This window comes from Streptomyces sp. NPDC032198, assembly GCF_040636975.1.
GTDB lineage: Bacteria > Actinomycetota > Actinomycetes > Streptomycetales > Streptomycetaceae > Streptomyces.
In genome coordinates, this window is record NZ_JBEZVL010000008.1 from 293,851 (window position 1) to 317,993 (window position 24,143).

The 24,143-nt window shown below is 68.4% G+C and carries 24 protein-coding genes and 2 pseudogenes; 13 read left to right on the forward strand and 13 right to left on the reverse strand.

From position 1 onward, the window contains the following. Positions 1-21 precede the first annotated feature (21 nt). From AB0E78_RS23090 to AB0E78_RS23100, 3 genes are all read left to right on the forward strand, one after another. Positions 22-885, forward strand: a complete 864-nt coding sequence (locus AB0E78_RS23090; protein ID WP_361835453.1) for a DUF899 family protein — start codon at positions 22-24, stop codon at positions 883-885. Positions 886-1,062: 177 nt separating this feature from the next. Continuing rightward, complete coding sequence (locus AB0E78_RS23095; RefSeq protein ID WP_361835456.1) at positions 1,063-1,515, forward strand: hypothetical protein; 453 nt, start codon at positions 1,063-1,065, stop codon at positions 1,513-1,515. 256 nt (positions 1,516-1,771) lie between these two features. Further along, a complete protein-coding gene (locus AB0E78_RS23100) occupies positions 1,772-2,977 on the forward strand; it encodes a serine hydrolase domain-containing protein (RefSeq protein ID WP_361835459.1) in 1,206 nt (401 codons plus the stop codon). Between the two features lie 93 nt (positions 2,978-3,070). Here AB0E78_RS23100 and AB0E78_RS23105 read toward each other — a convergent pair whose 3' ends face one another. Then, a complete protein-coding gene (locus AB0E78_RS23105; protein ID WP_361835900.1) occupies positions 3,071-3,751 on the reverse strand; it encodes a TetR/AcrR family transcriptional regulator in 681 nt (226 codons plus the stop codon). Positions 3,752-3,852: 101 nt separating this feature from the next. Between AB0E78_RS23105 and AB0E78_RS23110 the strand changes: the two genes are divergently transcribed. Further along, positions 3,853-4,818 (forward strand): NAD(P)-dependent alcohol dehydrogenase, encoded by a 966-nt coding sequence (locus tag AB0E78_RS23110; protein WP_361835462.1) that lies wholly within the window; start codon positions 3,853-3,855, stop codon positions 4,816-4,818. Between the two features lie 46 nt (positions 4,819-4,864). Here AB0E78_RS23110 and AB0E78_RS23115 read toward each other — a convergent pair whose 3' ends face one another. From AB0E78_RS23115 to AB0E78_RS23125, 3 genes are all read right to left on the reverse strand, one after another. Next, on the reverse strand, positions 4,865-5,443 hold the full coding sequence (locus AB0E78_RS23115) for a DoxX family membrane protein (RefSeq protein ID WP_361835465.1): 579 nt from the start codon (positions 5,441-5,443) through the stop codon (positions 4,865-4,867). A 405-nt stretch (positions 5,444-5,848) separates the two neighbouring features. Beyond that, complete coding sequence (locus AB0E78_RS23120) at positions 5,849-6,130, reverse strand: WhiB family transcriptional regulator (protein WP_361835467.1); 282 nt, start codon at positions 6,128-6,130, stop codon at positions 5,849-5,851. 225 nt (positions 6,131-6,355) lie between these two features. Next, positions 6,356-6,883, reverse strand: a complete 528-nt coding sequence (locus AB0E78_RS23125; RefSeq protein ID WP_361835469.1) for a hypothetical protein — start codon at positions 6,881-6,883, stop codon at positions 6,356-6,358. A gap of 194 nt (positions 6,884-7,077) precedes the next feature. On the opposite strand from AB0E78_RS23125, the gene AB0E78_RS23130 reads away from it, so the two are divergent. Beyond that, on the forward strand, positions 7,078-7,626 hold the full coding sequence (locus AB0E78_RS23130; RefSeq protein ID WP_361835472.1) for a phosphatase PAP2 family protein: 549 nt from the start codon (positions 7,078-7,080) through the stop codon (positions 7,624-7,626). A gap of 188 nt (positions 7,627-7,814) precedes the next feature. Here the strand turns inward: AB0E78_RS23130 and AB0E78_RS23135 are convergent, their stop codons facing one another. After that, on the reverse strand, positions 7,815-9,281 hold the full coding sequence (locus tag AB0E78_RS23135) for a non-reducing end alpha-L-arabinofuranosidase family hydrolase (RefSeq protein ID WP_361835474.1): 1,467 nt from the start codon (positions 9,279-9,281) through the stop codon (positions 7,815-7,817). Positions 9,282-10,032: 751 nt separating this feature from the next. Here AB0E78_RS23135 and AB0E78_RS23140 point away from each other — a divergent pair. From AB0E78_RS23140 to AB0E78_RS23150, 3 genes are all read left to right on the forward strand, one after another. Then, positions 10,033-11,463 carry an endo-1,4-beta-xylanase gene (locus tag AB0E78_RS23140; protein ID WP_361835477.1) on the forward strand — a complete coding sequence of 477 codons (1,431 nt, stop codon included), beginning with the start codon at positions 10,033-10,035 and terminating at the stop codon, positions 11,461-11,463. A 525-nt stretch (positions 11,464-11,988) separates the two neighbouring features. Further along, entirely contained in the window at positions 11,989-12,549 is a 561-nt protein-coding gene (locus AB0E78_RS23145) for a hypothetical protein (RefSeq protein ID WP_361835480.1), read from the forward strand. Between the two features lie 288 nt (positions 12,550-12,837). Next, positions 12,838-13,125, forward strand: a complete 288-nt coding sequence (locus AB0E78_RS23150; protein ID WP_361835483.1) for a hypothetical protein — start codon at positions 12,838-12,840, stop codon at positions 13,123-13,125. Positions 13,126-14,074: 949 nt separating this feature from the next. On the opposite strand, the gene AB0E78_RS23155 is transcribed toward AB0E78_RS23150, so the two are convergent. Both AB0E78_RS23155 and AB0E78_RS23160 read right to left on the reverse strand, forming a co-directional pair. Continuing rightward, positions 14,075-14,830, reverse strand: a complete 756-nt coding sequence (locus tag AB0E78_RS23155) for a glucose 1-dehydrogenase (protein WP_361835486.1) — start codon at positions 14,828-14,830, stop codon at positions 14,075-14,077. Between the two features lie 69 nt (positions 14,831-14,899). Then, positions 14,900-15,670 carry an SDR family oxidoreductase gene (locus AB0E78_RS23160; RefSeq protein WP_361835489.1) on the reverse strand — a complete coding sequence of 257 codons (771 nt, stop codon included), beginning with the start codon at positions 15,668-15,670 and terminating at the stop codon, positions 14,900-14,902. 159 nt (positions 15,671-15,829) lie between these two features. On the opposite strand from AB0E78_RS23160, the gene AB0E78_RS23165 reads away from it, so the two are divergent. Then, positions 15,830-16,666, forward strand: a complete 837-nt coding sequence (locus AB0E78_RS23165) for a helix-turn-helix transcriptional regulator (RefSeq protein WP_361835492.1) — start codon at positions 15,830-15,832, stop codon at positions 16,664-16,666. A gap of 437 nt (positions 16,667-17,103) precedes the next feature. On the opposite strand, the gene AB0E78_RS23170 is transcribed toward AB0E78_RS23165, so the two are convergent. Further along, on the reverse strand, positions 17,104-18,036 hold the full coding sequence (locus AB0E78_RS23170) for an AraC family transcriptional regulator (protein WP_361835903.1): 933 nt from the start codon (positions 18,034-18,036) through the stop codon (positions 17,104-17,106). 133 nt (positions 18,037-18,169) lie between these two features. On the opposite strand from AB0E78_RS23170, the gene AB0E78_RS23175 reads away from it, so the two are divergent. From AB0E78_RS23175 to AB0E78_RS23185, 3 genes are all read left to right on the forward strand, one after another. Then, positions 18,170-18,565, forward strand: a complete 396-nt coding sequence (locus tag AB0E78_RS23175; protein WP_361835495.1) for an MmcQ/YjbR family DNA-binding protein — start codon at positions 18,170-18,172, stop codon at positions 18,563-18,565. Next, a complete protein-coding gene (locus AB0E78_RS23180; protein WP_361835497.1) occupies positions 18,562-18,930 on the forward strand; it encodes an MmcQ/YjbR family DNA-binding protein in 369 nt (122 codons plus the stop codon). The genes AB0E78_RS23175 and AB0E78_RS23180 overlap by 4 nt, the downstream gene beginning before the upstream one ends. Positions 18,931-19,028: 98 nt before the next feature. Then, a complete protein-coding gene (locus tag AB0E78_RS23185; protein ID WP_361835500.1) occupies positions 19,029-20,339 on the forward strand; it encodes a replication-associated recombination protein A in 1,311 nt (436 codons plus the stop codon). 197 nt (positions 20,340-20,536) lie between these two features. On the opposite strand, the gene AB0E78_RS23190 is transcribed toward AB0E78_RS23185, so the two are convergent. From AB0E78_RS23190 to AB0E78_RS23200, 3 genes are all read right to left on the reverse strand, one after another. Beyond that, positions 20,537-20,911 carry a VOC family protein gene (locus AB0E78_RS23190; RefSeq protein ID WP_361835504.1) on the reverse strand — a complete coding sequence of 125 codons (375 nt, stop codon included), beginning with the start codon at positions 20,909-20,911 and terminating at the stop codon, positions 20,537-20,539. A gap of 867 nt (positions 20,912-21,778) precedes the next feature. After that, positions 21,779-22,021, reverse strand: a complete 243-nt coding sequence (locus AB0E78_RS23195; protein ID WP_361835506.1) for a DUF6479 family protein — start codon at positions 22,019-22,021, stop codon at positions 21,779-21,781. Between the two features lie 231 nt (positions 22,022-22,252). Beyond that, positions 22,253-22,468 (reverse strand): hypothetical protein, encoded by a 216-nt coding sequence (locus AB0E78_RS23200; protein ID WP_361835509.1) that lies wholly within the window; start codon positions 22,466-22,468, stop codon positions 22,253-22,255. 958 nt (positions 22,469-23,426) lie between these two features. Between AB0E78_RS23200 and AB0E78_RS23205 the strand changes: the two genes are divergently transcribed. Continuing rightward, complete coding sequence (locus AB0E78_RS23205) at positions 23,427-23,681, forward strand: hypothetical protein (RefSeq protein WP_361835512.1); 255 nt, start codon at positions 23,427-23,429, stop codon at positions 23,679-23,681. 194 nt (positions 23,682-23,875) lie between these two features. Here AB0E78_RS23205 and AB0E78_RS23210 read toward each other — a convergent pair. Together AB0E78_RS23210 and AB0E78_RS23215 are read right to left on the reverse strand one after the other, a co-directional pair. Next, a pseudogene (locus tag AB0E78_RS23210) lies at positions 23,876-23,986 on the reverse strand (aminoglycoside phosphotransferase); the annotation flags it as partial. A 31-nt stretch (positions 23,987-24,017) separates the two neighbouring features. Further along, positions 24,018-24,143 (reverse strand): annotated as a pseudogene (locus AB0E78_RS23215) (DUF1330 domain-containing protein); the annotation flags it as partial.

A 24,143-nucleotide genomic window follows, 5' to 3' on the forward strand; every position in this document is an offset into this window, starting at 1 on the left:
CGACAACCTCAAGGAGTGACCATGAGCGATCGAGAAGCCGTCCACGCACCTCACGCCCGCGTGGCGCCTGTCATGCCTGCCGTGGTCGACCGGGCCGGCTTCCAGGCCGAACTGGACCAGCTGCGCGCCCGGGAGAAGGCGCATACCCGGCAAGCGGACCAGATTGCCGCAGCCCGGCGACGCCTGCCCATGGTCGAGGTGGACGCGAGCCTTGAACTGCTCGGGCCGCACGGGCCGGTGACCTTGCTCGACGCGTTCGAAGGGCGCCGCCAGCTCATCGCCTACTACTTCATGTGGAACCCCCGACGGCCCGCGGACGAGCAGTGCGAGGGCTGCACGTTCTACACCTCCCAGGTCGCCGAGCTGTCCTACCTTCATTCGCGCGACATCACGTACGCAGTCTTCTGCCAGGGCCGCAACGTCGCCGTCCAGGGCGCCGAGCCCCAAACATCCTACGAAGAGAGCCTCCGCTACCGCGCGTTCATGGGCTGGCACATGCCCTGGTACTCCGCGCAACCCTCTCTCGACGCGCTCCTGGTCGGGCGTACGGTCGGCCTGTTCCACCTGGTGTGCTACCTCCGCGAGGGTAACCGGGTCTTCGAGACCTACTGGACCACCCGCCGCGGTGTCGAGGCGATGGACTACAGCTACGCGCTCATGGACCTCACCGCGTATGGACGACAGGAGCAGTGGGAGGACTCACCGCCCAACTGGCCGCAGCACTGCTCCAATACGCGGACCAATGGCGGCTCCCCCGAGTGGCCCCCGGTTCCGACGTGGCCGGGCGGGCGCCCTGCAGCCCAGTGGCCGCGACTCGACGCCGGATGCTCCGACGACCTCGGCACTCCAGAGGCGCCGGCGGATTCGCCCCACCCTTGCCACTGACCGAGGCCGAAGAGCAGCGTCCGGCAGGGCGCTGCGCCCGCTCGGCGGCGCGACCCGTCCGCACGAACCTTTCGCATCCACTCCGCACACACACACACATCGGCAGGAGGAAGGCCATGGTGGACACCAACCCCGCTCCGGGACGCCTACCGAGCACTGCTGAACGCCGCGGCCACCGTGGCCGCAGCCGGTGACAGGAACCCCGCCCCGCCGGCCGGGGAGTGGAACGCCGACCAGATCCTGGCGCACGTCATCCTCGTCAACGCCGCCACCATCACCGCCGTTTCCTCCGCCGCCACCGGAGCAACCACGACGTACGACAACCGCACAGCTCAGGACACCTGGACCCTCGAGCGCGTCAGCACGCTCGCCGGCGGCAACGCAGGGCTCCGCGACCGCATCCGCCTCCAGGCGGACGCCCTGTGTGCACTCGGCGGTCCCATGCTCAGCGAGACCGAACTCGGCACTCTGGTTCCCGCCCTGCTTCTGTCGAACGGCAAAGTCCTCGTCGACCAGCCCGTGCCCCTGAGGGACCTCATCACCGGCCTGGCAGAAGTCGAGCTTCCCGGCCACACGCGACAACTCCTGGCCCTGCTGCCGGAAGACACCAGGAATCAAGCCACCACCTGACCTTCCCGCGTGCAGGGGCGGACAGCCCTCAACTGCCACCTCCGGCCGCTCCACCCCTGAACCCACCCCCATGGGGGTGGGGTTGTCCATACCTCCTGGTCGGGGGGCTCCGTCATGGCCGTGCAGTGCCCTTCCATGAGGCAATGATCTTGGAAGGCCGCAGGGCGCGGCCCGCCCGTCCGACACCGCAACACCCTTGATGTATGGGTGAGTTGTGCCCCGTCGGGCGTTCGACGAGCGAGATGGGACAGCCACCATGGCGTACATACGAAACTCCGCCCCCACGTGCCGCAGAGTCGCTCTGGGCGCGGTGACCGCGGCCACCGTCGCGGCGACCCTGGCGATGCCGCTCTCCACGGCCTGGGCCCAGCAGGACGCGCGGTCGACGGGTGCGGGGCGGGCGGCCTTGCAGCGGGATCTGGACGACATCGTCCAGAAGGACGGAGTAGTCGGCGCCCAGGCCGCCTTGGTGGACGGCAAGAGCCGTATCTCCGTGCGCAGTGGCACCGCCGAACGCGGCACCGGCCGGAAGGTTCCGCACGAGGGTTACTTCCGGATGGGCAGCAACACCAAGACCTTCGTTGCCACGGTCATGCTGCAGCTGGAGGCCGAGGGGCGCATCCGGCTCGACGACATGGTCGACGACTGGCTGCCCGGGGTGGTGGAGGGGCAGGGCAATGATGGGAAGCGCATCACCGTGCGGCAGTTGCTCCAGCACACCAGCGGCGTGCCCGACTACGTCCCTCACCTGCCGGGCCTCTTCGACGAGGGGGAATTCCAGAAGCACCGTTTCGATGCCTTCAAGCCGCGCGACCTGGTCCAGTTCGCCATGCGGGACAAGCCCACGTTCGAGCCTGGCAAGGGCTGGAACTACTCCAACACCAACTACATACTCGCCGGGATGATCATCGAGAAGGTGACGGGCCGGAACTGGAGCGAGGAGGTCCGCACCCGGATCATCAAGCCCCTCGGCCTCAAGCACACCTACTCCGCGCGCGAACGCGCCGACTTGGGCCTGCCGTGGCCTCACGCCAACAGCTACCAGCAGTTCAAGCCCGGGGGCCCGCTGGTCGAAAGCACCGAGGTCAACATGAGCTGGGGAGACTCGGCAGGTGACCTAGTCACCACCTCCAAGGACCTCACACGCTTCTGGCGGGGGCTGCTGGGCGGCGAACTGCTCAAGTCGAAGCAGCTGAAGGAGATGCAGACGACGGTGCCTGCGCCGAGGGAGGGCAACGATACGCAGGAGAGGATGGGGCTCGGCATCTTCTGGCGGCCGCTCAGCTGCGGAGGCGGGTACTGGGGGCATGGCGGGACCACCCTCGGCCACCTCAACGCCAACGGCTTCGTCGGCAAGGGGGAGCGGGGCGTCGTCATGATGCGCTCCACCAACCTCAACACGGAGGACCGCGACGTCCGCGCCGACGAGCTCCTCGACGACGCCCTGTGCAAGCGGAAGTGACCGTGCGGAGGGCCTGCTAGGACCTGTGACGAAAGCGGAGTTGTCGGACTGGACGTGCCCCGCGGCAGGTACCGTTTCACGGCAGGCTCTGTGTCAGGCTCTGGGGGAGCGCTGCCCCTGGGGCCTGTCCGTTGCAACCGGGAGGCTGCGCAGTGTCAGCGCAGTCGGCGGGGGTAGCGGTTCGTTGGCCGGGTCGGTGCGGAACGACTGGAGCAGATAGGCCACCAGGCGCCGGGACGCTGCACCATCATCCGGTAGAGCGGTCACCAGACCGCAGTGCGCCAACAGGACCACGGCAAGGTCGGAAGGGTGAAAATCGGCCCGCAGCGCGCCCGACGCCTGGGCCCTGCGCACCAGGGCCGTGAAGTCCCGCTCGACTTGTTGCCGGGCCTGTGCGTGTTCCGACGCGCTTTCCGGGAAGGCCGCGAGGAACGCGGCCGGGAACCCGCGTTCCTCCCGTTGCAGAGCGCAGACCGTCTCGACCAGATGCTGGAAGCCTTGCCACGGGTCAGGGGCGGACAGAGCCTCGGTGAGCGCCCGCGCGCAGGTCGCCATCTGATGCGCGAACGCGCCTCTCACCAGGGCGTCCCGGGTCGGGAAATGCCGGTACAGCGTCGCCACGCCGACCCCGGCCCGTCGGGCCACGGTCGCCATCGGGGCGTCGATCCCGTGCTCCGCAAAGACCGCACGGGCGGCGACGAGGACCCGCTCCCGGTTGCGCCGGGCGTCGGCCCGCACCCCATCCCGGGCTGTGATCCGAGAGGATTCCGCCATCACTGTCTCTCGCTTCCGGTCCAAGTGGACGATTGCGTCCACTTACGAGCTTACGGTCGATGCCAGATCCCTGTACGGCCCCCGGCGGCAAAGGCAGAACGATGAACGACCGCATGATGAAGGCAGTGCTCTACGACCGCTACGGCGGCCCCGACGTGCTCTACACGGGCCGCGTGCCACGCCCTGAGCCGTCCCCCGGCGAGGTCCTTGTGAAGGTGCACGCGTTCAGCGTCAACGGCGGCGAACTGGCAGTCCGTGCCGGCCGCCTCCGCCTCCTGAACGGCCGGAAATTCCCCAAGCGCGTCGGCTTGGACTTCACCGGCGAGGTCGCCGCGCGGGGGGCCGGAGTCACACGGTTCGCGGCCGGTGACCGCGTATGGGGGGTCTTGGGCCGCACCTCAGGCTTCGGCAGCGCCGCCGAGTACATGACCGTGCCCACCGAGCGGGTCGGCCGGCTTCCCGACGGCCTTGACCTGGTGGACGCCGCCGCACTGCCGGTGGCCACCACGGCCATCACCGCGCTGCGGGACAGAGCCGGGCTGCGCCCCGGCGAACGACTCCTCGTCCGGGGCGCGGCGGGCGGTGTCGGCAACGCCGCCGTCCAGCTCGGACGGGCCTACGGCGCAGAGGTCACGGCCCTGGCCCGTGCAGCAAACCTCGACTTCGTCCGCGGGCTCGGCGCGTACAAGGCCCTCGACCACCGGACCGTGCGGCCGGCGGAGTTGGGCCGCTTCGACGTGGTCCTGGACACCGCGGGGACCGACCTGCGTGCCTTCCGGCGCCTGTTGAATCCCGGCGGACGCATGGTCACCATCGCCTTCGACCTGAAACGGCCCGCTGCATCGCTCGGCTACCTCGCGGCCAGCACGCTCCACGGACACGGCCGGGTGCGCTTCTTCAGCGGCAACCCCACGCGGGCGGACTTCGACGACCTCGCCCGCCATGTGGCCGAGGGCAAGCTGAGCCCTGCGGTGGACACGGTCTTCCCCCTGGAGGAGACAGCAGCGGCTCACCAGGCGCTGGAGGCGGGCGGCGTCCAGGGCAAGTACGTGGTCAGGGTCGCGTAGGACATCTGTGGAGGTGCTGATCACACGAGCTTGATCTTGATTGCCTCTACCGGAGGGACTTGACCGCACCGCTCAGCGCGCCCGTGGCGTCGCGCCTGGTGTGGCGCACGGCATGGCGACCGGCCTTGGCTGCGCTACGGCCGCGGGATGCGCCGGACTTCGCGGCTGCGCGGCTGCGGGACGCGCCGGACTTCGCGGCCGTGCGGCTGCGGTAGGCCACGGAAGGCTTGCCGTGCGTGTCGGCCGCCGCGAGCAGCAGGCCGCCGAGCAGCGAGAGGTTCTTGATGAACTGGGTGCGCTGGGCGGCTCGCCGTTCCGGGTCCTCCTCCTTCCACCAGGCGTGGCCGGCCAGGGTCGTCGGCACCAGGGAACCGGCCAGCGCGAGCGCGGCGGCGCGCGGAAGCCGCCCGGTGGCCAGCATTACGCCGGCCCCGACCTGCACCGCACCGTTGATGCGGACCAGGCGTTCGGGGTCCTCCGTGAGCCGCGGTATCCGAGAACCCAGCGGGACTGCGACCGGCTCCGCGGCGGCGGCCACGCGCTTGGGGTCCCGGAGGGTACTGAGTCCTCCCGAAAGGAAGACGGAAGCGAGCAAGGGACGTGCGCATTTCCTGAGAACAGCCATGCCTTCCGGCTTCCCCCGATACGGATACTCAGACAGATTTCGCGCGGAGAGATCAGTACCTGTGTCTGCGTCTGTTTGCGTGTCTGTCTCGGGAGCCGGCTGGCACCCGCGACCTTGAAGCGAACCGCGCCTTCTTGCGGACGTTCGTTGCCCAGACCCTGCGGGTATCCGCTGCCGAGGCATGGTGGACGGGCAAGGCCATCCCCGAACTCGGCAGCGCCGGTGGTCGCCATCCGACCGACGGCGCTCCCCACACCTTCGTGCTCATGTCCCCCCTGGCGCCGGGCAATAGGCCCGTCCTCCTCCTGGGCGGCCCGGAAGGGCTTCACGGTCTGCGGCGTGCCCGCCGTCGGCCAGGTCTGCCGGGCCGCGGTGCGGCAGGCCATGCCGTCACGCGCGCCCTCATTACCGGTTGGCCCGTCGCGTGGCGGGGCGGCGTTTGGACGGGCGGCGTTTGCGTGCCCGTTCCTCTTCGGTCAGCCCGCCCCAGACCCCTGCGGTTTCCCCCGCCTCCATCGCGTAATCGCGGCACTCATACGTGACGGGACACCGAGCGCAGATCTCGCGGGCGGCTGCCTGATCCGCCAGCGCCGGCCCGGCCTGCCCTACCGGGAAGAAGAGTTCCGGATCTGTGTCCGCGCAGGCAGCCTTGCTCATCCACTTCTGGTCAAGCGGCAACACATCCATGCGCCGCCGAGTGCCCCTCGCGGGCCGGATGAAACGGTACGCCCTCGGAGTGACGGCCGGGACGCAAGAGGATTCGGTGGGCCGGGGACCAACCACCACAGGTCGGCAGCTCGGCCGCCGATCCCCCCCAGTGGGGGCGCGACGCTCGTCCGAGGGCGTGGGGTTCGGCTCACCCCGCGCCCCGGGACTCGGTGTCGCCCACCGGAGCGCGCGGCGTCCTCTTGCTCAACGGTGCGCCTTCTGAGGCGAAGCGAGGCGTTGGGCGGCCACCATGTGCAGGGCGCGCAGGGTCTCGCGCTGCTGGACCGCACGGCTGTGCAGTTCCTCGAGCCGCTTGGGGTCCAGGCGTGTGTCGTGGGAGGCGACGGCGCCGAGCGTCTGCCAGAGCAGTGTCTTCCCCTCCACGAGGAGCAACAGCCCCTCCACCTCGATGGCAGTGCTGAGCGCGGCGCGCCGCAACAGCCGGCCGTTGAGATTGAGCCGCCCCGCCTTCTCGGCCGCCCAGCCCCCATAAGCCTTGTAGCGGCGGACCGGCACGTCGAGCAGCTTCATGAAGCGCAGCAGCGACTGCCGGTCCAGCTCTACGTCGTTGGCGAGGCTCCCGAGCCCGGGTCCGTGCTCGGAGTGTTGATGGACCCGGGCCATCCGCTTGGCGAGCTCGACTCCGGCTGTGGCGCCGGCCAAATGGTCATTGAGGTAGACCGCCAGCCACTGTTGAGCCCGGTCCGCGCCGCTGCTCTCGTTCACTGCCACACCAACTCCCCGCCGTGCCGACCCTCTGATGGATGCCGTGGTTCCTCTCGTTCCTCTTGCGCGCTCCTGAAGTCCTGCCCCTGGCAGGCGGGTACCACTCAGCCGAGGACGTCATGACCGCCGCCCGGCGGTTGATCGACTGTTCGTGCCCGTGGGGCTGCTTACCGAGCACTGCTTGGGGATATCCGCAGTGCATGAGGTTGCTGACAAGTGTGAGCGAGGCGGACCGGGTCCTGACACAGTGGGCGGCTTCGCGGATCCCGCCGGGCGTGGCCAAGGTGCTCTCGGCGGTGGAGGAGTCCGCGGAGAGCACGAAGCTGTGGTGCGGGGCCGCCGTCGCCATGGCCTGGCTGGGCGGGTGGCGGGGACGTAAGGCCGCGGCAGCCGGATTGGGGGCCCTGGTGGTGGCGCAGCTCGTGTCGAACGGATTGTGCAAGCAGCTCGCCGACCGCCCCAGGCCGCCGACGGAGTGGATCCCGCACGATGAGGTCGCCGACCGTCCCGACTCTTCCTCCTTCCCCTCCGGCCACACCGCGGCCGCGGTCGCCTTCACTGCCGCGGCCGCCCCCAGTTGGCCGACCGCGGGCGCGCTGTGCGCGGTGCCGACCGCTTTGGTGGCGCTTGAACGGGTGCAGTCGGGCGCCCATTACCCCAGCGACGTGGCCGCCGGAGCCGCCATCGGCCTGGCCAGCGCCTGGCTCGTCCGGCACGCCCCGGCGCTCCTCCTGCGCCACTGGCCATAATTCGCGCATCGATCGTGCAGGCCTCGGGAACCGCATCGCGCGGCTGTCGCGGTATGAGCGCTGACGTTGTCGCGTGACCCGGGCGGGCTCGGCCGTGCGCCGAGCCCGCCCGCGCCGGCTCTACACCGGAGCCGGAGCCGACCGGAGCCGGACCCGACCCGGAGCCGGACCTGGCCCGTGTCACGCCGTCAGCGCTGCAGCGTCAGCAGACCCGGACGGTAGGGCAGGAGGCCGTAGTCGCCACCGGAGTTGGGGCTGCGCCCCTGGTAGAGCAACTGCAGATGGCAGGGATCGACGGTCATGGTCTGATCGGGGCTGGTGCGGATCAGTTCGCCATGGCTGATGTCATTGGTCCAGGTGGCGCCACTGTTGGCCTTGCCGGCGAAGGGACTGCTCTCGGACCCGGCCTGGGGTGTCCATGAGCCATTCAGACTGGTGGCCGTGAACGAGCGGAAGTAGCGGCCCTGCGAGCCGATCGCCTCGACGAGCATGAGGTAGCGGTTCTGGCCCTGCAGCTTGTAGACCTGCGGGGCTTCGAACAGGTTGTTCGTCGTATCGCTCATGACCACGGTCGAGGTCGTGCCGAAGCTGCCCGGGAAGTTCCCGATCGGCATGCTTGCCCGGTAGATCTTGCCGTTGTCGCCGGCGAAGAACAGGTACATGTTCGTCCCGTCAGCGATGAGCGTCTGGTCGATCGGGCCCGTTCCGGAGCCGGCGATGCTTCCGGAGAAGAGCTCGTGCTCCGCCGACCAGCCATTGGGGTTGGTGGGGTCGCTCGATGTCCGGTAGGAGAAGGCGGTCTTGCCCCACTGGTAGGTGAGCACCCAGATGTTCTTCGGCGCGAAGTAGAAGAGCGTGGGTGCGACGGTGGACGTCGACATCGTGTTCTGGCTTGCCGATCCCATCTCCGACCAGTTGGTGAACAGGCCGAAATTCATCGACCCCCAACGTGTCCCCGTGTCGTGCGTCGTCGCATAGACGAGTTGTCGGCCGTTGTACGGGACGACGGTGAAGTCCTTGAGCGAGGCCCACCCCGGCTTGGGCTGTGCCAGCGCGCCCGTTGACGTCCAGCGATAGGTCGACGGAAGGTCGCACGGGCCGGAGTTGTCGCCGCCGGCCTTGACGAGCTTCCACTGCTGGTTGGTCCCGCCCCAGTCGTCGTACTGGACGATGTTCGCGTTGTCGGCGGTGGAGGCCCCTTGCACTTCGAGGGCCTTGTTGCTGTGGCGCGAGATCAACCGCACGTAGCCATCGGAGCTATCGGCCAGCTTCCACTGCTGGTTGGTGCCGTTCAGGTCGGCCCACTGGACGATCGATCCACCGTTCGCGGTGGACTGGTTGTGGACGTCCAGCACCTTGCCCGAGAGGCGGGACTTGATGCGGTAGTAGCCGCCCCCGGAATCGACGAACTGCCACTGCTGCTGGTTCTGATCGTTCCTGGCCCACTGGGTGATGCGGGCGCCATCGTTGGTCGCCATGTTGTAGACGTCCAGGGCCTTGCCGCTGTTGCGGTTGACCAGCACATACGAGGCGTTGGGGTCCACGGTCGCCGCGGCGGCGGGCTGGGAACCGAGAAAGGTTGCCAGGAGCAGCAAGGGGGTGAGGACGGCGAGTAGGCGTCTTGGCCGGGCCAGGGACGGTAGGCGAAACCGCATCAGTGGGCCTCCTTCGGGGTGGGGTGAGGCGTCCGGGGGTGGGCTGGGGCGTCCCCGATGAACCGATTGCTCAGAGACGGGACGGTTCGATATCTCGAACCATGAACGGGGTCTCAGACAGGGATGATTGAGGCATTGACGGTGGATCGTCAATACACTCACCCAAGAAGTTTCCGTTCCATACCCGAAACTTTCCGGCCCTCGGCGAACCGGGCGTCGACGCCCTGGCACCGCCGACGCCGGATGCCGTAGGGCCAAGGCCAGCACGAATCCGCGGCCGCCGCTCGGTCAATTTCCCTCCTGCGGCAGCTTGTCAGGCCAAGAGGGAGGAGCTGTTTATGGACAGATCGGCGACGGACCTTGACCAGACGGCTCCGCATTCCTAACTTGTGGCGTCAAAGGAACCGGAAAATTTTCGAAAGTTATCGGAGCTGCCCCTGCCGCCGCACGGCCGCTCCCTGCGCTGTACGGCAGATCCGCGCACACCTGCACTACAGATCCGCACCCAAAACACCTGCGCCACCCCGCTTCTCGTTCCGGTGAGGTTCGCACCAGCGCACTCTGGCCTTCGCGCAGTTGGAGAGGTACGCGACTCCGCGTGGCGGCCCCCGGCTGAGCCGCAAGGGAGCACCCCCATGCCCGCGTCGAAGCACCGCCGCCCACCGCCCGCCGTTACGTCACCCGACGGGAGCGGACGGCACATGTCCTTGCGCTTCAGTCCTTCCGTGATTCCTGCCTAGGAGGCACACCCATGGGCTCGTATGCCCTTCCCAGACCCGCTATCCGCCGGAAGATCCGCGGCCTGCTATTGGCGCTGGTCGTCGGCGTCCTCGGTGCGGCCGGCGCACTGGTCGCACCGCCGTCCGCACACGCCGCCGAGACCACCCTCGGCGCCGCGGCGGCGCAAAGCGGCCGCTACTTCGGCACCGCCATCGCTTCGGGCAGGCTGGGCGACTCGGCGTACACGTCGATCGCGGGCCGTGAGTTCAACTCGGTGACGGCCGAGAACGAGATGAAGATAGACGCAACGGAACCGCAGCGGGGCCAGTTCAACTTCACCGCCGGTGACCGCGTCTACAACTGGGCGGCCCAGAACGGCAAACGGGTGCGCGGTCACACCCTGGCCTGGCACTCCCAGCAGCCCGGCTGGATGCAGAACCTCAGCGGCGGCACACTGCGCCAGGCGATGGTCGACCACATCAACGGCGTGATGGCCCACTACAAGGGCAAGATCGCCCAGTGGGACGTCGTGAACGAGGCCTTTGCCGACGGCAGTTCGGGAGCCCGGCGCGACTCCAACCTGCAGCGCACCGGCAATGACTGGATCGAGGTCGCCTTCCGCGCCGCACGCGCCGCCGACCCGTCCGCCAAGCTCTGCTACAACGACTACAACGTCGAGAACTGGACCTGGGCCAAGACCCAGGCCGTGTACGCCATGGTCCGAGACTTCAAGCAGCGCGGCGTACCGATCGACTGCGTCGGCTTCCAGTCGCACTTCAACAACGACAGCCCCTACAACAGCAACTTCCGTACCACGCTCCAGAGCTTCGCCGCTCTCGGCGTCGACGTGGCCATCACTGAACTCGACATCCAGGGCGCCTCGGCCACGACCTACGCCAACGTGATCAACGACTGCCTGGCCGTCGCGCGCTGCCTCGGCATCACCGTCTGGGGTGTGCGCGACACCGACTCCTGGCGACCGGAGCACTCGCCGCTGCTGTTCAACGGCGACGGCAGCAAGAAGCCCGCCTACACCGCCGTCCTCAACGCGCTCAACGGCGGCTCCACGACGCCTCCTTCGGGCGCCGGGCAGATCAAGGGCGTCGCTTCGGGCCGCTGCCTGGATGTGCCCAGCTCCAGCACTACCGACGGCACCCAGCTCCAGCTGTGGGACTGCCACAACGGCACCAACCAGCAGTGGACCCACAGCGCCGCTCGCGAGCTCAGGGTCTACGGCAACAAGTGCCTGGACGCCGCCGGTACCAGTAACGGCACCAAAGTCCAGATCTACAGCTGCTCGGGCGCCGACAACCAGAAATGGCGCCTCGACGCCGACGGATCCATCGTCGGCGTCCAGTCCGGCCTCTGCCTCGATGCCGTCGCAGCCGGCACCGCCAACGGCACCCTGATCCAGCTCTACTCCTGCTCGAACGGCACCAACCAACGCTGGACCCGCACCTGACAAGACCCGCTACAAACGAAAGGGTGAACCGCTGAGGACCTAGAGCACGGCTTCCCCCGCCCCTCCACACCCTACAAAGGCAACCGGCTTGCGGCTCTAGGGGAACCCAAGGTTCTTTGGGTGGTACGAAGTCAAGATGTTCTTCGTCTGCTGGCGGTACACAGCACTTGTACTCGCTGACCTGCGGAAACAAAGGAGGTTGGCTCGTGGGAGTAGATGTTTGGTCCCGGCTTGGTCCGGCTCTTGGCGGGCGTGAGCCGTGTTGGATGCGGAGGTGGTGAGTGTCCCTGTGGCACCACATGGCACAGGTAGGCGAAGCTGCCTTCTGGCGTCCATGTGGTCCCTGGAAGAGCACGTACCCCAACTTCCCGCGGAGCGGCGGAACCGGGCAGGGCTGGACACCTGCGATGAAGCCTTGAGGTGTGGTGCCCATGCCCCCCTGCGCAGGCGCTGCCCCGCTCGTTGGCCCGGCGCCGATCTTCCTCCCTTACATCGCCCCCCCGCATCGCCAGCCCGCAGTATCAGATGGCCCGATACTGCGGCGCGTATCCGATCGACCGGGCATGCAACCCGCAGGATGCTGTCCTCGGCGGCGGTAACGACAGTCTCCAGAAGATCGTCGGCAAGTTCATGCTCGGCAAGCTGGACCGGTACGAGACGTACGGCGAGGACAGCAAGGTTGCCCTGCAGGTCATGATGACGGATCTCACTGCGGCTCATAGGGCGGAGATGGCGAAGAGGTTCTACGAGCTCGGCAAGAAGCAGGACTCCTTAGATCCGAACTCTATCGGCGGCAAGAGCACGTCCGGCAAGGCACGGCAGTTGGGCAGCGACGCAAAGTCGGTCCTTACCGACGACGCGAATGTCGCGACAGCAGTTCTTGGCTCGTACACGACGAAGTGCAGGATCTTGCGGACCAATCCCATCGGAATGCAGGCGCGCACAAGTATTCGTAATCTATGTCGGTTTCGTCCCTTACGCACTATGCGACTGGGTGCGGAACATCCGCCGAACGGTTCGTTTCCAGGTGGGTGGACAACGACGGAATCATCGCCTTCGGTGGAGCCGCTCACCAACAGGACATGACGATCGTGTTCCGGGCCGTCATCCCCGCCCGAGGCGGCGTCATGGGAGGCCCTCCCGTGGAATGACAGGTCAATACAATCAGCAGACCGGCATAAACGAATGACATCGGAGTGACCTATGAGTATGGGGCGTTCAGGGACTGACCCGCGGCTCACACTGCGGAAGCCTGGATCCGCCCGGATCTTCCTGCTCGCCCCATGCTTTGTCGGCGCTTTGCTGGTCTGTACCTCCTGTGCCCCGTTGAGCGACCCCTATCCAGAGAAGGGGGTCGCAAAGCCCCAAACCCTGGTGCGGGAATGGAAGAACGGCGATACAGGGGCGACGCTCGACCTGCGGGACAAGGGCAAGTTCACCGTCAAGAACCTCAGGGCGCAGTACTCCTCGTGCTCGTCCAGTGGCCTGCACACCAAGTCAGGGGAGGGCACCTGGAAGTCTTTGGATCTGGCAGGGTCGACCTCGGTAGCGCTGGACTTCTCGGACGGGTGTGACACCACGCTTTATTACGGCGAGGAATCAGGGGGCCCCGTCCTCTACAACTCCGCCGAGGGTGCCGACATCGTCATGAAGCTGACGTAGTTGCGGTAGAGGTATCCGTTTCCCTGCTTCCCCCTCTTCTTCGCCGCGGCCCAGGGGGCCTCAGCGTTCCTTGAGGTGTCTGCGAACGCCTCAAGTGCCCGCGTGGGCGTTGCTGCCGCTGGGGCCACCCACCGCGGATCTGGTCCGGGCGCCCCGCACGTTGGTGCGCTGCCTCGTGGTGCGCACACCGTTGCGGACCCGCACCGGCCGTGATGCAACCTGATCCGAGGTGTCGGCCTTTGTGCCGCATGGCGAGCGGTCGACATCAGATCCGGGAAGTCTCGGGAGTCGGGACTGGGCATGCTCGCTATTTCTGGGTGGGGATGCTGTGACGGGCGGAAAGACGGGTGGATACTGTCCCGGGGCCGAGGTCTGACTCATGAGATCTCTGACAGAAGTGTCCTTTTCTCGCAGTGTTGGCCATGGGCTGAGGATGGTGCGTTGCCGGTGCTAGGGCGGCGGGGGTGCGTTCCGGTAGGGGGGGCGATTGCTGTGGCGTCCTCACGATTTTGGGCGCTTGACGCGGTCCGGTACTGGCAACGCGACGCGCAGTCGGGACCCTGAAGGGGAACGGACATACCGCTGCGGCGCTCTCGACGACGGGGATCGCGTTTGCCGTCGACGACCCCGATAACGCGCCGTGAGGCCTGCGTGCGGGCGCAACCGCCGTCCCCTTGCACCATGCCCCAGCAGGCAGCAGGCAGCAGGCAGCAGGCAGCAGGCAGCAGGCAGCAGGCAGCAGGCAGCAGGCAGCAGGTCCGGGCGACGCTCAACCGGATCGAACAGCCATCGACACAGGCAAGGTCGCCGCTGCCTGACCGTCTCCGCTTCCTCGTTGCTGGTGCAGGACACGGCGAAGACATCGGCGGAACGCACCAGGCTCGGAGTGCCTTTCGCCGCCCACATGACCTTCCCTGCGCGTGGCGAATCGGACTCCTGCGGCCTTGGCTCAGTGCGCGGTGAGTCCGCCGTCGACGACGAACTCCGCCCCGGTGACGTACGAGGACTCGTCGCTGGCCAGGAACAGCATCGTGGGGGCGATCTCCTCGGGGCGGCCGGCACGCCGCATCGGGGTCCGTACGATGTCGGGCTGCTGGTCCCCCTCCTCGTCGAGGATCTCCTGGATCATGGGAGTGGAAATGACCCCCGGGTGAACGGAGTTCACCCGTACGCCCCGCGTCGCGTACTCCACCGCGGCGGTCTTGGTCAGCAGGCGTACCGCTCCCTTGGACGCCTGGTACGCGGCAGCGGCCCCGCTGCCGATCAGTCCCAGGACGGACGAGGTGTTGACCACGGAGCCGTTGCCGCTGGCGCGCAGCAGCGGCATGGCGGTCTTCATGCCCAGCCAGGTGCCGGTCTGGTTGACCGCGATCACCCGGTCCCATGCCTGCGGATCGGTGTCCTCGACGCCGGGCCAGTCCACGATGCCCGCGATGTTCACCAGCACGTCCAGTCCTGCGAAGCGCTGCTCGACCTGGGCGACGGCCTCGCTCCACTGCTGTGCCGATGACACGTCCAGGCCGAGGCCCAGGGCCTCGGCGCCCTCGCTCTCCAGCTGTGCCGCCAGGTCCGCCGCGGCGGACGCGGAGGCATCGGTGACCACGAGACGTGCTCCTTCGCGGGCGAACAGCTGCGCGGTGGCCCGCCCGATGCCGCCCGTCGCGCCGGTGATCAGCGCTGTCTTTCCTGTCAGTCGTCCCGTCATGGCGGAAATCCCTCGATTCTCTGTCTGGTGCTGGTGCTGGTGCTGGTGCTCGGTGTGTCGTGTGCCTGATCAGAGCGCGGTGAAGCCGCCGTCGGCGGCGACCACGGCTCCCGTGACGAAGCTGGAGCGCGGTGACGCGAGGAAGCACAGGACCTCGGCGATCTCCGCGGGCTGCGCCACCCGGCCCAGGGGCTGTGCGTCGGCGAAGGACGCCAGGTGTGCCCGGCTGTCGGAGCGGAATGTGTCGAGGAAGTCGGTCTCGATCACGCCCGCGGCGACGAGGTTGGCGCGGATGCCCAGGGGTCCGCCCTCGACGGCGAGCACCTTGGTCAGTTGGGCCAGAGCGCCCTTGGACGCGCTGTAGGCGGCGCCCTCGGGCAGGGCCACGGTGCACGTGTAGGAGCCGGTGCTGACGATGGCTCCGCCGCCGCGGGCCTTCATGGCGCGGAAGGCTTCGCGGGCGAAGAAGAAGGAGCCGCGGGCGTTGACCGCCATCACCGCGTCCCAGTCCTCTGCGGTGGTGTCGGTGATGGGCTTGTTCAAGGTGCGCCCGGCGTTGTTCACCAGGATGTCCAGCCCGCCGAAGGCGTCGAGGGCGACCTGCACGGTCCGGGCGGCGGTCCCCTCCCGCGTCACGTCGCCGGTCACCGGCAGGACGCCGGGAAACTCGTCCGCCAGGGTCTCGATCTCCGGGCGCAGGTCGACGGCGACGACATGGGCGCCACGAGCGCTCAGGAGCGCCACCGTCTCCCTGCCCACGCCCCGCGCGCCCCCTGTGACGACGGCGACCTTCCCGGCGAACTCGGCGGCCTGCCGGTCGCCCTCATCTGTTCCGTCCATGGCGAGCTCCTCTCCTCGGTACTCCTCGATCAGTGCGCTTCTCTCGCAGGGGTCGCGCCCCACCGAGAATGGGCAGGCAGGCAGCCATCGGCCAGGGTGCGCTCTGCCTGGGTGCGGCACACCCAGGCAGAGCTCCGGGCCGGGCCCTACCCTGGACACATGTCTGAACGCACGGCCGACAACCACCTGGGTGACTTCCTGCGCGCATGCCGCGCCGACCTGGGGCCGGCGGACGTCGGCATGGCGAGTTACGGGACCCGCAAGGTCGCTGGTCTGCGCCGCGAGGAGGTCGCCGTCCTGAGCGGAGTGAATACCGACTACTACGCCCGCCTGGAACAGGGGCGCGAGCGCAACCCCTCACCCCAGGTGCTCGACGCCCTCACCCGCGCGCTGCGGCTCGGCACCGACGCCCGCGCGCACCTGTACCGACTGGCCGGGGCTACACCGGACCACCCGGTCGCCGCGCACACCGCAGAGCGGGTCAGTCCAGCACTGCGCCAGCTGATGGACGGCTACCCGAACACCCCCGCGTTCGTCCTCGACCGGACCCTGGACATCCTCGCCACCAACGCCCTGGCCGACGCCCTCTACGCCCCGTTCGACCCGGCGGACAACCTGGCGCGCATGACGTTCCTCGACCCCGCGGGCCGGAACTTCTACACGGACTGGGACCGGGCGGCCCAGACCACCGTCGCCAACCTGCGCCAGGCAGCAGGCTTCGACCCGAACGCCCCACGGCTGCGCGAGCTGGTCCGCACCCTCACCGAGCACAGCGCCACGTTCACCCGCCTCTGGAACGCCCACACCGTGCGCGGTAAGACCCAGGACGCCAAGAACCTGCGTCACCCGGACGTCGGTCCCCTCACCCTCACTTACCAGGCCTTCGACGTACGCGACGCGCCCGGCCAGCAACTCGTCATCTACCACGCCGAACCGGGCAGCCCCAGCGCCCAGGCCCTGGGCCTGCTCGGCTCCCTCCACGCCACCCGGCGCTAGCCTCACCCGCAGATTCCCCCTGACCGGCACCAGCGGCCACAGCCCCCGGAACTGCTCCCCGCCCGCCTTCCGCCGCCCACCCCACCGGACCGGCCAACCCCGGCTTTTGGACCGGGAACAGGGGAGTGGGCTATACCCCGCTTGCGTCGCAGTACGTGCGGGCCACCCTCGTTGGCGTAGCGGTCCGCGAGAAGCTGCGTACCGCTGTCGCCGCGCAAGCCCGGGGGGACGACGTCGTCGCGCACCGGCAGGCGGCGATGCCCGAGCAGATGCTGGCGCCCTCAGCTGCCGGCTCTGAGCGCGGTGACCGGGAACCGGTGGCGCCCAGACGTCGGGAGGAACAGTTCGAGGCCGACGCAGTGCACCATGTATGCCAGGGGCGGCCCCTCGAAGCGACCACCGGTCCCGCCGCACGGACCTCCGGAGCCCGGCCGCCGTCAGGGGTGGGGCGTGGTCTCGCGTGCCGCGAAGGCGGCCGGGGTGAGACCGGTGCGGTCGCGGAAGAAACGGCCGAAGTTCGAGGGATCAGTGAAGCCGAGGTGGGCGGCCACGGCCCGGGCGTCCCACCGGGCACTTCCCAGCAGGCGCCGGGCTTCGAGCACGCGCCGCTCGTCGATGAGCTCACGTACCCCCTTGCCCGTGGTCTCGCGGGCGGCGCGGCTGAGGGTGCGGACCGAACAGCCCAGCAGCTCCGCGTAGTCCGCGGCTTGGTGCAGTTCGCGAAAGTGCTGCTCCAGGGCGTCCAGGAAGCGTCCATACCGGTCGGTGCGGTCCGTGCCGACCGTGGCCGTGCCGACGGGGGTGATGTCCGGGGTGTTGGCCAGGCGCAGCAGCAGCGATTCGAGCAGGCTGCGGCGCAGGGCGTGGTGGACGTCGAGGGGGCGGCGTCCGAGTGCACGGTGTTCGTCCAGGAGCTGGAGCGCGGTCTGCTGGAGCCAGGCGGCGTCCTCGGGGTGCGGGCTGAGCACGGCAGGGGCTCCGTGCGCGGTGAGCGGGGCCAGAAGACGGGCGAGGTCGGGCCGCAGCACGTCCGGTTCGAACAAGATGAACGGGCCGCGGGCGGTGCCGGGCGGATGCCAGCACTGCGTGTGTCCCGGACGCACCCACAGCCACTGGCCGGGGGAGAGGGTCCGGGTGACGTGGTCGACGTCGTGCCGCAGCTCACCTTCGGTGACCAGGATGAGGTAGTGGAAGGTGGCGCGGCCCGGGCGGGGCGGGTTCCACGGCCAGTCGTCGTGCTGGGCGAAGAAATCCTCGACGGTACTCACCTCAAGCCCGTACGGAGTACCGACCGGCGGCTGGAAACCGTAGAGCGGGACCGCGGCCGGTCCGGCCTGGGCATTCGAGGCAGGTTGTCGCTTGTCGACCATCACGTGTCCGCAGCCTACCGCCCGGGTCCGGTGTTTTCCGGGCAAGGATGGACTGTGCCGCCGCGACCGGGCGCCGCGCTCTGCGCGTCATTCGGCGCCGCAGCCCGAACCCCCTCAAGGAAAGAAACATCTCATGAACGGACCGACGCTGCACAAGACCGCCACCGACCGCGCGCACGAGCTGCCCGGAGCCCAGCTGGAGCATCCCTTCGGCGACGACTGGGAGGTCTTCAAGGTGCGCGGCAAGGTGTTCATGCTGATGACCGAGGTCCCCGGACGCCCCGTCGTGATCCTCAAGTCGGACCCCGGCGAGGCCCACGCCCTGCGGGAGCAGAACAGCCACATCAGCCCCGGCTACCACATGAACAAGAAGCACTGGATCACACTGGAGGGCGGTGACGGCGTCGACAAGGAACTCGTCTGGGAGCTCATCACCGAGTCCTACCGGCTCGTCGTCCATCACCTGCCCAAGGCCCAGCAGCCCGTCGACCCGCACACCTACGGCACCAGCACGCGGGCGTCACGGTGAGCGCGGCCGGCGACCGGCTCCAGGACACCGCCCGCCAGACGGCTCTGGCCCTGCCCGACGTCAGCCACGGACGCCCCTTCACCCCGCAGCTAGACGTGTACAAGGTCGCGGGAAAGGTGTTCCTGATCGTCACCGACGACCCGGACGAGCAGATCATCACGGTCAAGTGCGAACCCGAACGGGCGCGCGCTCACGTGCGCGCCCACGCCTCGATCACCCCGGGCCGCTACCTCGACAAACGTCACTGGATGTCGCTCGGGCCGGGCCCCGGCATCACCAGGCAACTGATCACCGACGCGGTCGAGGACTCCTACGACCTGGCCGTGGAGCGGGTGCCGCGACGCGAGCGCCCCCGCACCCGGTAAGGCGTACGGGCTCTACCCCCAGCTTGAACGTTCGCCCGGCCGTGTCCCGTGCAAGGCTCGCCACGTCCGCACCCGCCCGCCACCGACCCGAGAGACCGATGGAACCCACCCTGCCGCTCTTCGACGAGGAGCCCGCCCGACCGCTGGCCGACCGGCTGCGTCCGCAGCAACTGGACGACGTCGTGGGCCAGGACCACCTCCTGGCCCCGGACGCCCCGCTGGGCCGCATGGTCGCCCAGCAGCGCCTCGGCTCCGCCATCCTGTGGGGGCCGCCCGGCGTCGGGAAAACGACCATCGCGCGGCTCCTCGCGGACGGCAGCGACCTGGCCTTCGAACCGGTCTCGGCCACCTTCTCCGGAGTGGCCGACCTGCGCAAGGTGTTCACCGCCGCCCGCAGCCGGCGCACCATCGGGCAGGGCACCCTGCTGTTCGTCGACGAGATCCACCGCTTCAACCGCGCCCAGCAGGACAGCTTCCTGCCCTACGTCGAGGACGGCACGATCACCCTGATCGGCGCCACCACGGAGAACCCGAGCTTCGAACTCAACGGCGCCCTCCTCTCCCGCACCCAGGTCCTCGTCCTCAAACGCCTTGACGAAGCCGCCCTGTCCACACTCCTGGACCGCGCCGAGGACCTCACCGGCCACCGGCTGCCCCTCGACGACGACGCCCGCCGCGCCCTGATCGCCATGGCCGACGGCGACGGCCGCTACCTCCTCAACATGGCCGAACAGCTCCAGGCCCTCCCGGACACCGAAACCCCCCTGGACACCGCCGCGCTAGCCCACCACATCCAGCAGCGCGCCCCGCTGTACGACAAGGCCCAAGAAGGCCACTACAACCTGATCTCCGCGCTCCACAAGTCGATGCGCGGCTCCGACCCGGACGCGGCCCTGTACTGGCTCGCCCGCATGCTCGACGGCGGCGAGGACCCCCTGTTCGTGGCCCGCCGCCTGGTCCGCTTCGCGAACGAGGACATCGGCATCGCCGACCCGCACGCAGTCCAGCAGGCGCTCGCCGCCTGGGACGTGTACGAGCGACTCGGCTCTCCCGAGGGGGAGTTGGCGATCGCCCAGGCCGTCGTCTACCTCGCCACCGCCCCCAAGTCCATCGCCGTCTACCGCGGCTTCAACGCCGCACACCGCGCCGCCCACCGCACCGGCTCCCTCATGCCGCCCGCCCACATCCTCAACGCCCCCACCCGGCTGATGAAGGACATCGGCTACGGCAAGGACTACCAGTACGACCCCGACACCACCGACGGCTTCTCCGGCGCCGACTACTTCCCCGACGGCATGGACCACGAGACGTACTACCAGCCCACCCAAAACGGCTACGAGGAACAGATTCGCCATCGGCTTGACCGGTGGTCGGCCCTGCGGAGGCAACGCCGGAATCGTGAGGGGTGACGCGGCGTTGCACGTACTCCTGCAAGTAGTGGCTTTTGTGGAGGCCCCTGATGCTGATGGCACATCCGTGTCGTGCTGAAGAGCCTGCTTGAGCAGTAGGAGACCCTGAGCGCGCTAAAGGCAAAGAAGGACACCAAGGAAGCGCGTCAGCGCATGACTCGCTTCCTGACAGCACATGCGACGAACCCGACGGGCTGTCAGTGGAGGCAGAGACAGAACGGGTGGCCGGCCGGGTCCGCGTAAATTCGCCAATTGGCTTCTGGGTGGAGTTGGTCCGTCCGCTCCAGCACGGTTGCGCCGAGGGCGAGCGCCCGCTTTTCCTCCCCGTCGAGGTCGTCCACGTCGAAGTCCAGGTGGAGCTGCTGCGGGCGCTCCTGGCTGGGCCATTCCGGCGGCCGGTAGCTCTCCACCCGCTGGCAGGCCAGTGGTGTCCCCTCGAATCCGTGCACCTCGATCCAGTCAGAATCCCCCGGGTCTGCGACCACCCGGCCGCCGAGGAGCTCCGCGTAGAACCGTGCGAGCCGTACCGGGTCGGCGCAGTCCAGCGCGACAGCCTGCAGCTTTCGAATCACTTACGCCACTCCTCTTTCGTCGGCCGCTTCTTCGACGTCCCGCACGAGTGGCCTCATGCCCGCTGGCCGGGCGGCTATGCCCGGCGGCACGTCGACAGGACAACCGACCGCACTGCGAGGTTTCCGCGGCACCGTCTCTTACGCAACGCCTACGGGCTGACCGTACGCCGCTGGACGGTCACCGACCTCGGCGACCGACTGGAGAAGGGCTCATGGAAGGGGTTCACGCGCCACGGCCGCCGCGTGACGGCGGCGAACCGGCGCCTGCGAGGACTGGCACGGAGCGAGGGTGATGCGAAGTGACGGGCAGTGGGTGGGCTACGGGGTCGTACCTTCGTGGCCGCTCCACGCACCCGGGGCGACGATAAGTCCATGAGTAAGAGCGCGGTCATCGTCATCGACATGATCAATACGTACGAGCACCCCGACGCGGACCTACTCCTTCCCGGAGTCGCAAGGCCGTGCCCGCCCTCGTCCGGCTGTTGCGTGAAACGCGCGGCGCTGAGCTGCCCAAGGGGCGGCTGGCGTTGCGGGGCTACGAAAACGGTAAGGGGGGCGGGCCAGTCCGTCGTAGACCGACCAGCGCAAAGCATCGAACAAGGCAGACCGCGGTCATCCGTGGCTACTTGGCCGTCGCCGGCAAGCGCTTGGCTGACGACCGCGCGGTGTCGTCAGCGCGGGGCCGACACGCGAATGCATGAGCGTGGAGAAGAAGGGCACCGGACGCGTGCGGGCCGGGAGGGTCATGATGCCTGGGGAGGTCGAAGGCCCTCCCGGCTCGACCACAGGGGCCAAACAACGCCAGGGCAGTCTGTTTCATTCGCTGCGGAGTCGCTCCGGTCGAGGCGTCGTGAGCTGGTCCTTGTTTCAGGGGTGCGGGTGGCCCTGTTCGGGGTCGTCGTCGGGGGTCTGCCAGGTTTCACCGCGCTGGGCTTCGCCACTGGGGGGAGTGCGGTGGGACGGTGCAGTTGGTTCGGTGCGGCGGGCAGCGCGGCGCCGGCCGCTGATGAACATGGCGAGTAGCCCTGCGACCACGGCGATGCCGACGATGAGGAAGATCAGTGAGCCGCCACCCTCGAGGGCGAGAACGGTCTGACGGTGAGTCTGCATGACGATCAACTACCCGAACTGTGGCGAAACAGTGCAACGAGTCGCTGGCTTGGGGGGAAAGCGCCGCCGTGTACGGGGCTGGGGCCCCAAAGCGGCCCCAGCCCGGTCGACCACGCAGGGCCGGGTATCGGTTCTGATGCATGCCCACGCGTTGGCCTAACTGGGAGGGCCGCGTAGTGGCTACCGCTCTCCGGGCCGTCATGGAATCCGGAGAGGCAGGGCAGCGGGGGCTCAGACGGCTGGTCCGTGGCCAGGTCGGTCAGGGCCTTCATCCATGGTCGGTAGGTCTTGGTGCCCCTCGTCCCACGGGTTGGTCCAGCCGCACACCCCGCAGGCGTAGCGCCCGCTGATGCCTGAAATCTGGGTGCCGCAGCCGCGACAGTCCGTTGTTGTAATACCCGGTGGCTGGAATCCCCCGGCCGGCGGGGGAGGCGTCTCGGACGTCATGACGTCGACCCTACCCATGCCGCTGTTGCCGAACGGCTGATAGGGCCGCACTGCCCGCACGCCCAGGAGCCGTCCGAAGCTTGCTGGGCCGATCCACCGCATGAGGGACAGTTCACCTGACTCAACTCCATGCCCAGCGGCCCTCGCTGGTCCTTGTCCGTGTGCCCCCTAAACGGAGGGGTAAGCGAACGGCTATCTGGTTCCCCGCATGCGGAAGCCTCGGGGCTGACGTTCTCGAAGCCCACCGCCCAGCGTTACCGAGGTCGGATCGTGGAGCCGCTGTGGCACAGTCGCTTCGGCTCCTTGCCAGGGCCGCGGTTCCGTCGCCGCCGGTGACCCACTGGTCCGGCTCCCTCCCGTAGCGGACGCAGACCGGGCCGATCCGGCGGCCGCCGACGGTCCAGGTGTCGTGAGACGGGCCTTGCCAGGCGCGCCCTACGGCGGTGTCGCCCGGCTCGACTTGTCAGACCCTGCATCTAGAGTGCGGCGAGATGGGGCCGGTTCCGAGGCCACCAGCACGGGAGAACGGCAGCCTCCCTGGTCTGCACGGGGGTGGTTTCGGCCCAACCGGCGTCCAGGCAAAGTCGAGGGCCACGAGTGCAGCCTGCCAGCCCGGCCCCATCCTGGCGGCCGACCAGATCACCGCCAACTCGCCACAGCTGGTGCACTTGTCTCTGTACTCCGCGGCGCACTTCGAGAAGTACGCCGACACATGCCGGTGTACGTGAGCATGGACTTAACGAAGTGCAGACAGACGTGCCCAGTCGGAGCTCGCCCACGCCAACATCAAGTACACCTGTGGCGACTGGCGGGCCCATCCTGGAGCTCGACTGGCCTCGCCTCCGACATCCCGGAGAAAGCTGCCGCCCGAGCTACCTGCAGGCGAGCAGGCCCGGCCAAAAATTCCCGGCAAGGGCCTTCGCCGTGCCCATAGAGTGCTGCCTCGATGAAGAGACGAGTGCAGTTCACCGAGCAGGTTGTGCGGTTTCGTGACTACATGCCGGCCGAAGACCGGGAAACGTTCCTGCGTCTGGTCGACAGGATCGCAACTGAACCAGAGGGCGCTGGCAGCCATCTCACCTACACGACCGATACCGTGACCCGCTCGGTCTGGGAGGACCACGTCATGGTCCAGTACGTCGTCACGAGCTTCTACGTGGTCTTCATCGAACTCGACATCTACGACGCGTCGCGTGGCTTCAACGAGGTGTAGTCGGCCACGAGAGGCCCCGATCACCGATCGGGGCCCGTCGTCCGGGCCGGGTACCGCCGGGCGATGCACCGGCCCCAGCACACCACCAACTGGGCACGTTCGTCCTTACATAGGTGAGTACGTCCACGTGTACGCGGACAGGCGGGGACGGGACAGAGATCGCGGTAGCTCCGGCAGCGGATATCGGATGAGGCTCAGTTGCGCCGTGCTGACATCAAACCGCCTCTCAGAACACGATCGAGTGCTGCCCGGCCTGCGGGTCCCCGTGCCGGCTTGCCGCCAGGAAGGCCCCGGTCGCCGTTTTTCCGCTTCGGTGAAGATCCGACCGGCCCTCGGTCAGTCGATGCCTTCGGCGATGCGGAAGTCGCGCTCGACGCCGCCGGAGAGGGCGACCAGCGCCTCCTGGCAGGCCGCACTCTCGCGCGCTGCGACGGCCTGCTCGAAGTTGTCGAACTCGATCAG

Excerpts from the sequence above, each read along its gene's own strand:
- AB0E78_RS23090 (WP_361835453.1), top strand. The coding sequence starts at position 22 with ATGAGCGATCGAGAAGCCGTCCACGCACCTCACGCCCGCGTGGCGCCT.
- AB0E78_RS23100 (WP_361835459.1), top strand. The coding sequence starts at position 1,772 with ATGGCGTACATACGAAACTCCGCCCCCACGTGCCGCAGAGTCGCTCTG.
- AB0E78_RS23105 (WP_361835900.1), bottom strand. The coding sequence starts at position 3,751 with ATGGCGGAATCCTCTCGGATCACAGCCCGGGATGGGGTGCGGGCCGAC.
- AB0E78_RS23110 (WP_361835462.1), top strand. The coding sequence starts at position 3,853 with ATGAACGACCGCATGATGAAGGCAGTGCTCTACGACCGCTACGGCGGC.
- AB0E78_RS23115 (WP_361835465.1), bottom strand. The coding sequence starts at position 5,443 with ATGGCTGTTCTCAGGAAATGCGCACGTCCCTTGCTCGCTTCCGTCTTC.
- AB0E78_RS23120 (WP_361835467.1), bottom strand. The coding sequence starts at position 6,130 with ATGGATGTGTTGCCGCTTGACCAGAAGTGGATGAGCAAGGCTGCCTGC.
- AB0E78_RS23130 (WP_361835472.1), top strand. The coding sequence starts at position 7,078 with ATGAGGTTGCTGACAAGTGTGAGCGAGGCGGACCGGGTCCTGACACAG.
- AB0E78_RS23135 (WP_361835474.1), bottom strand. The coding sequence starts at position 9,281 with ATGCGGTTTCGCCTACCGTCCCTGGCCCGGCCAAGACGCCTACTCGCC.
- AB0E78_RS23140 (WP_361835477.1), top strand. The coding sequence starts at position 10,033 with ATGGGCTCGTATGCCCTTCCCAGACCCGCTATCCGCCGGAAGATCCGC.
- AB0E78_RS23145 (WP_361835480.1), top strand. The coding sequence starts at position 11,989 with ATGGCCCGATACTGCGGCGCGTATCCGATCGACCGGGCATGCAACCCG.
- AB0E78_RS23155 (WP_361835486.1), bottom strand. The coding sequence starts at position 14,830 with ATGACGGGACGACTGACAGGAAAGACAGCGCTGATCACCGGCGCGACG.
- AB0E78_RS23160 (WP_361835489.1), bottom strand. The coding sequence starts at position 15,670 with ATGGACGGAACAGATGAGGGCGACCGGCAGGCCGCCGAGTTCGCCGGG.
- AB0E78_RS23165 (WP_361835492.1), top strand. The coding sequence starts at position 15,830 with ATGTCTGAACGCACGGCCGACAACCACCTGGGTGACTTCCTGCGCGCA.
- AB0E78_RS23170 (WP_361835903.1), bottom strand. The coding sequence starts at position 18,036 with ATGGTCGACAAGCGACAACCTGCCTCGAATGCCCAGGCCGGACCGGCC.
- AB0E78_RS23175 (WP_361835495.1), top strand. The coding sequence starts at position 18,170 with ATGAACGGACCGACGCTGCACAAGACCGCCACCGACCGCGCGCACGAG.
- AB0E78_RS23185 (WP_361835500.1), top strand. The coding sequence starts at position 19,029 with ATGGAACCCACCCTGCCGCTCTTCGACGAGGAGCCCGCCCGACCGCTG.
- AB0E78_RS23195 (WP_361835506.1), bottom strand. The coding sequence starts at position 22,021 with ATGCAGACTCACCGTCAGACCGTTCTCGCCCTCGAGGGTGGCGGCTCA.
- AB0E78_RS23200 (WP_361835509.1), bottom strand. The coding sequence starts at position 22,468 with ATGACGTCCGAGACGCCTCCCCCGCCGGCCGGGGGATTCCAGCCACCG.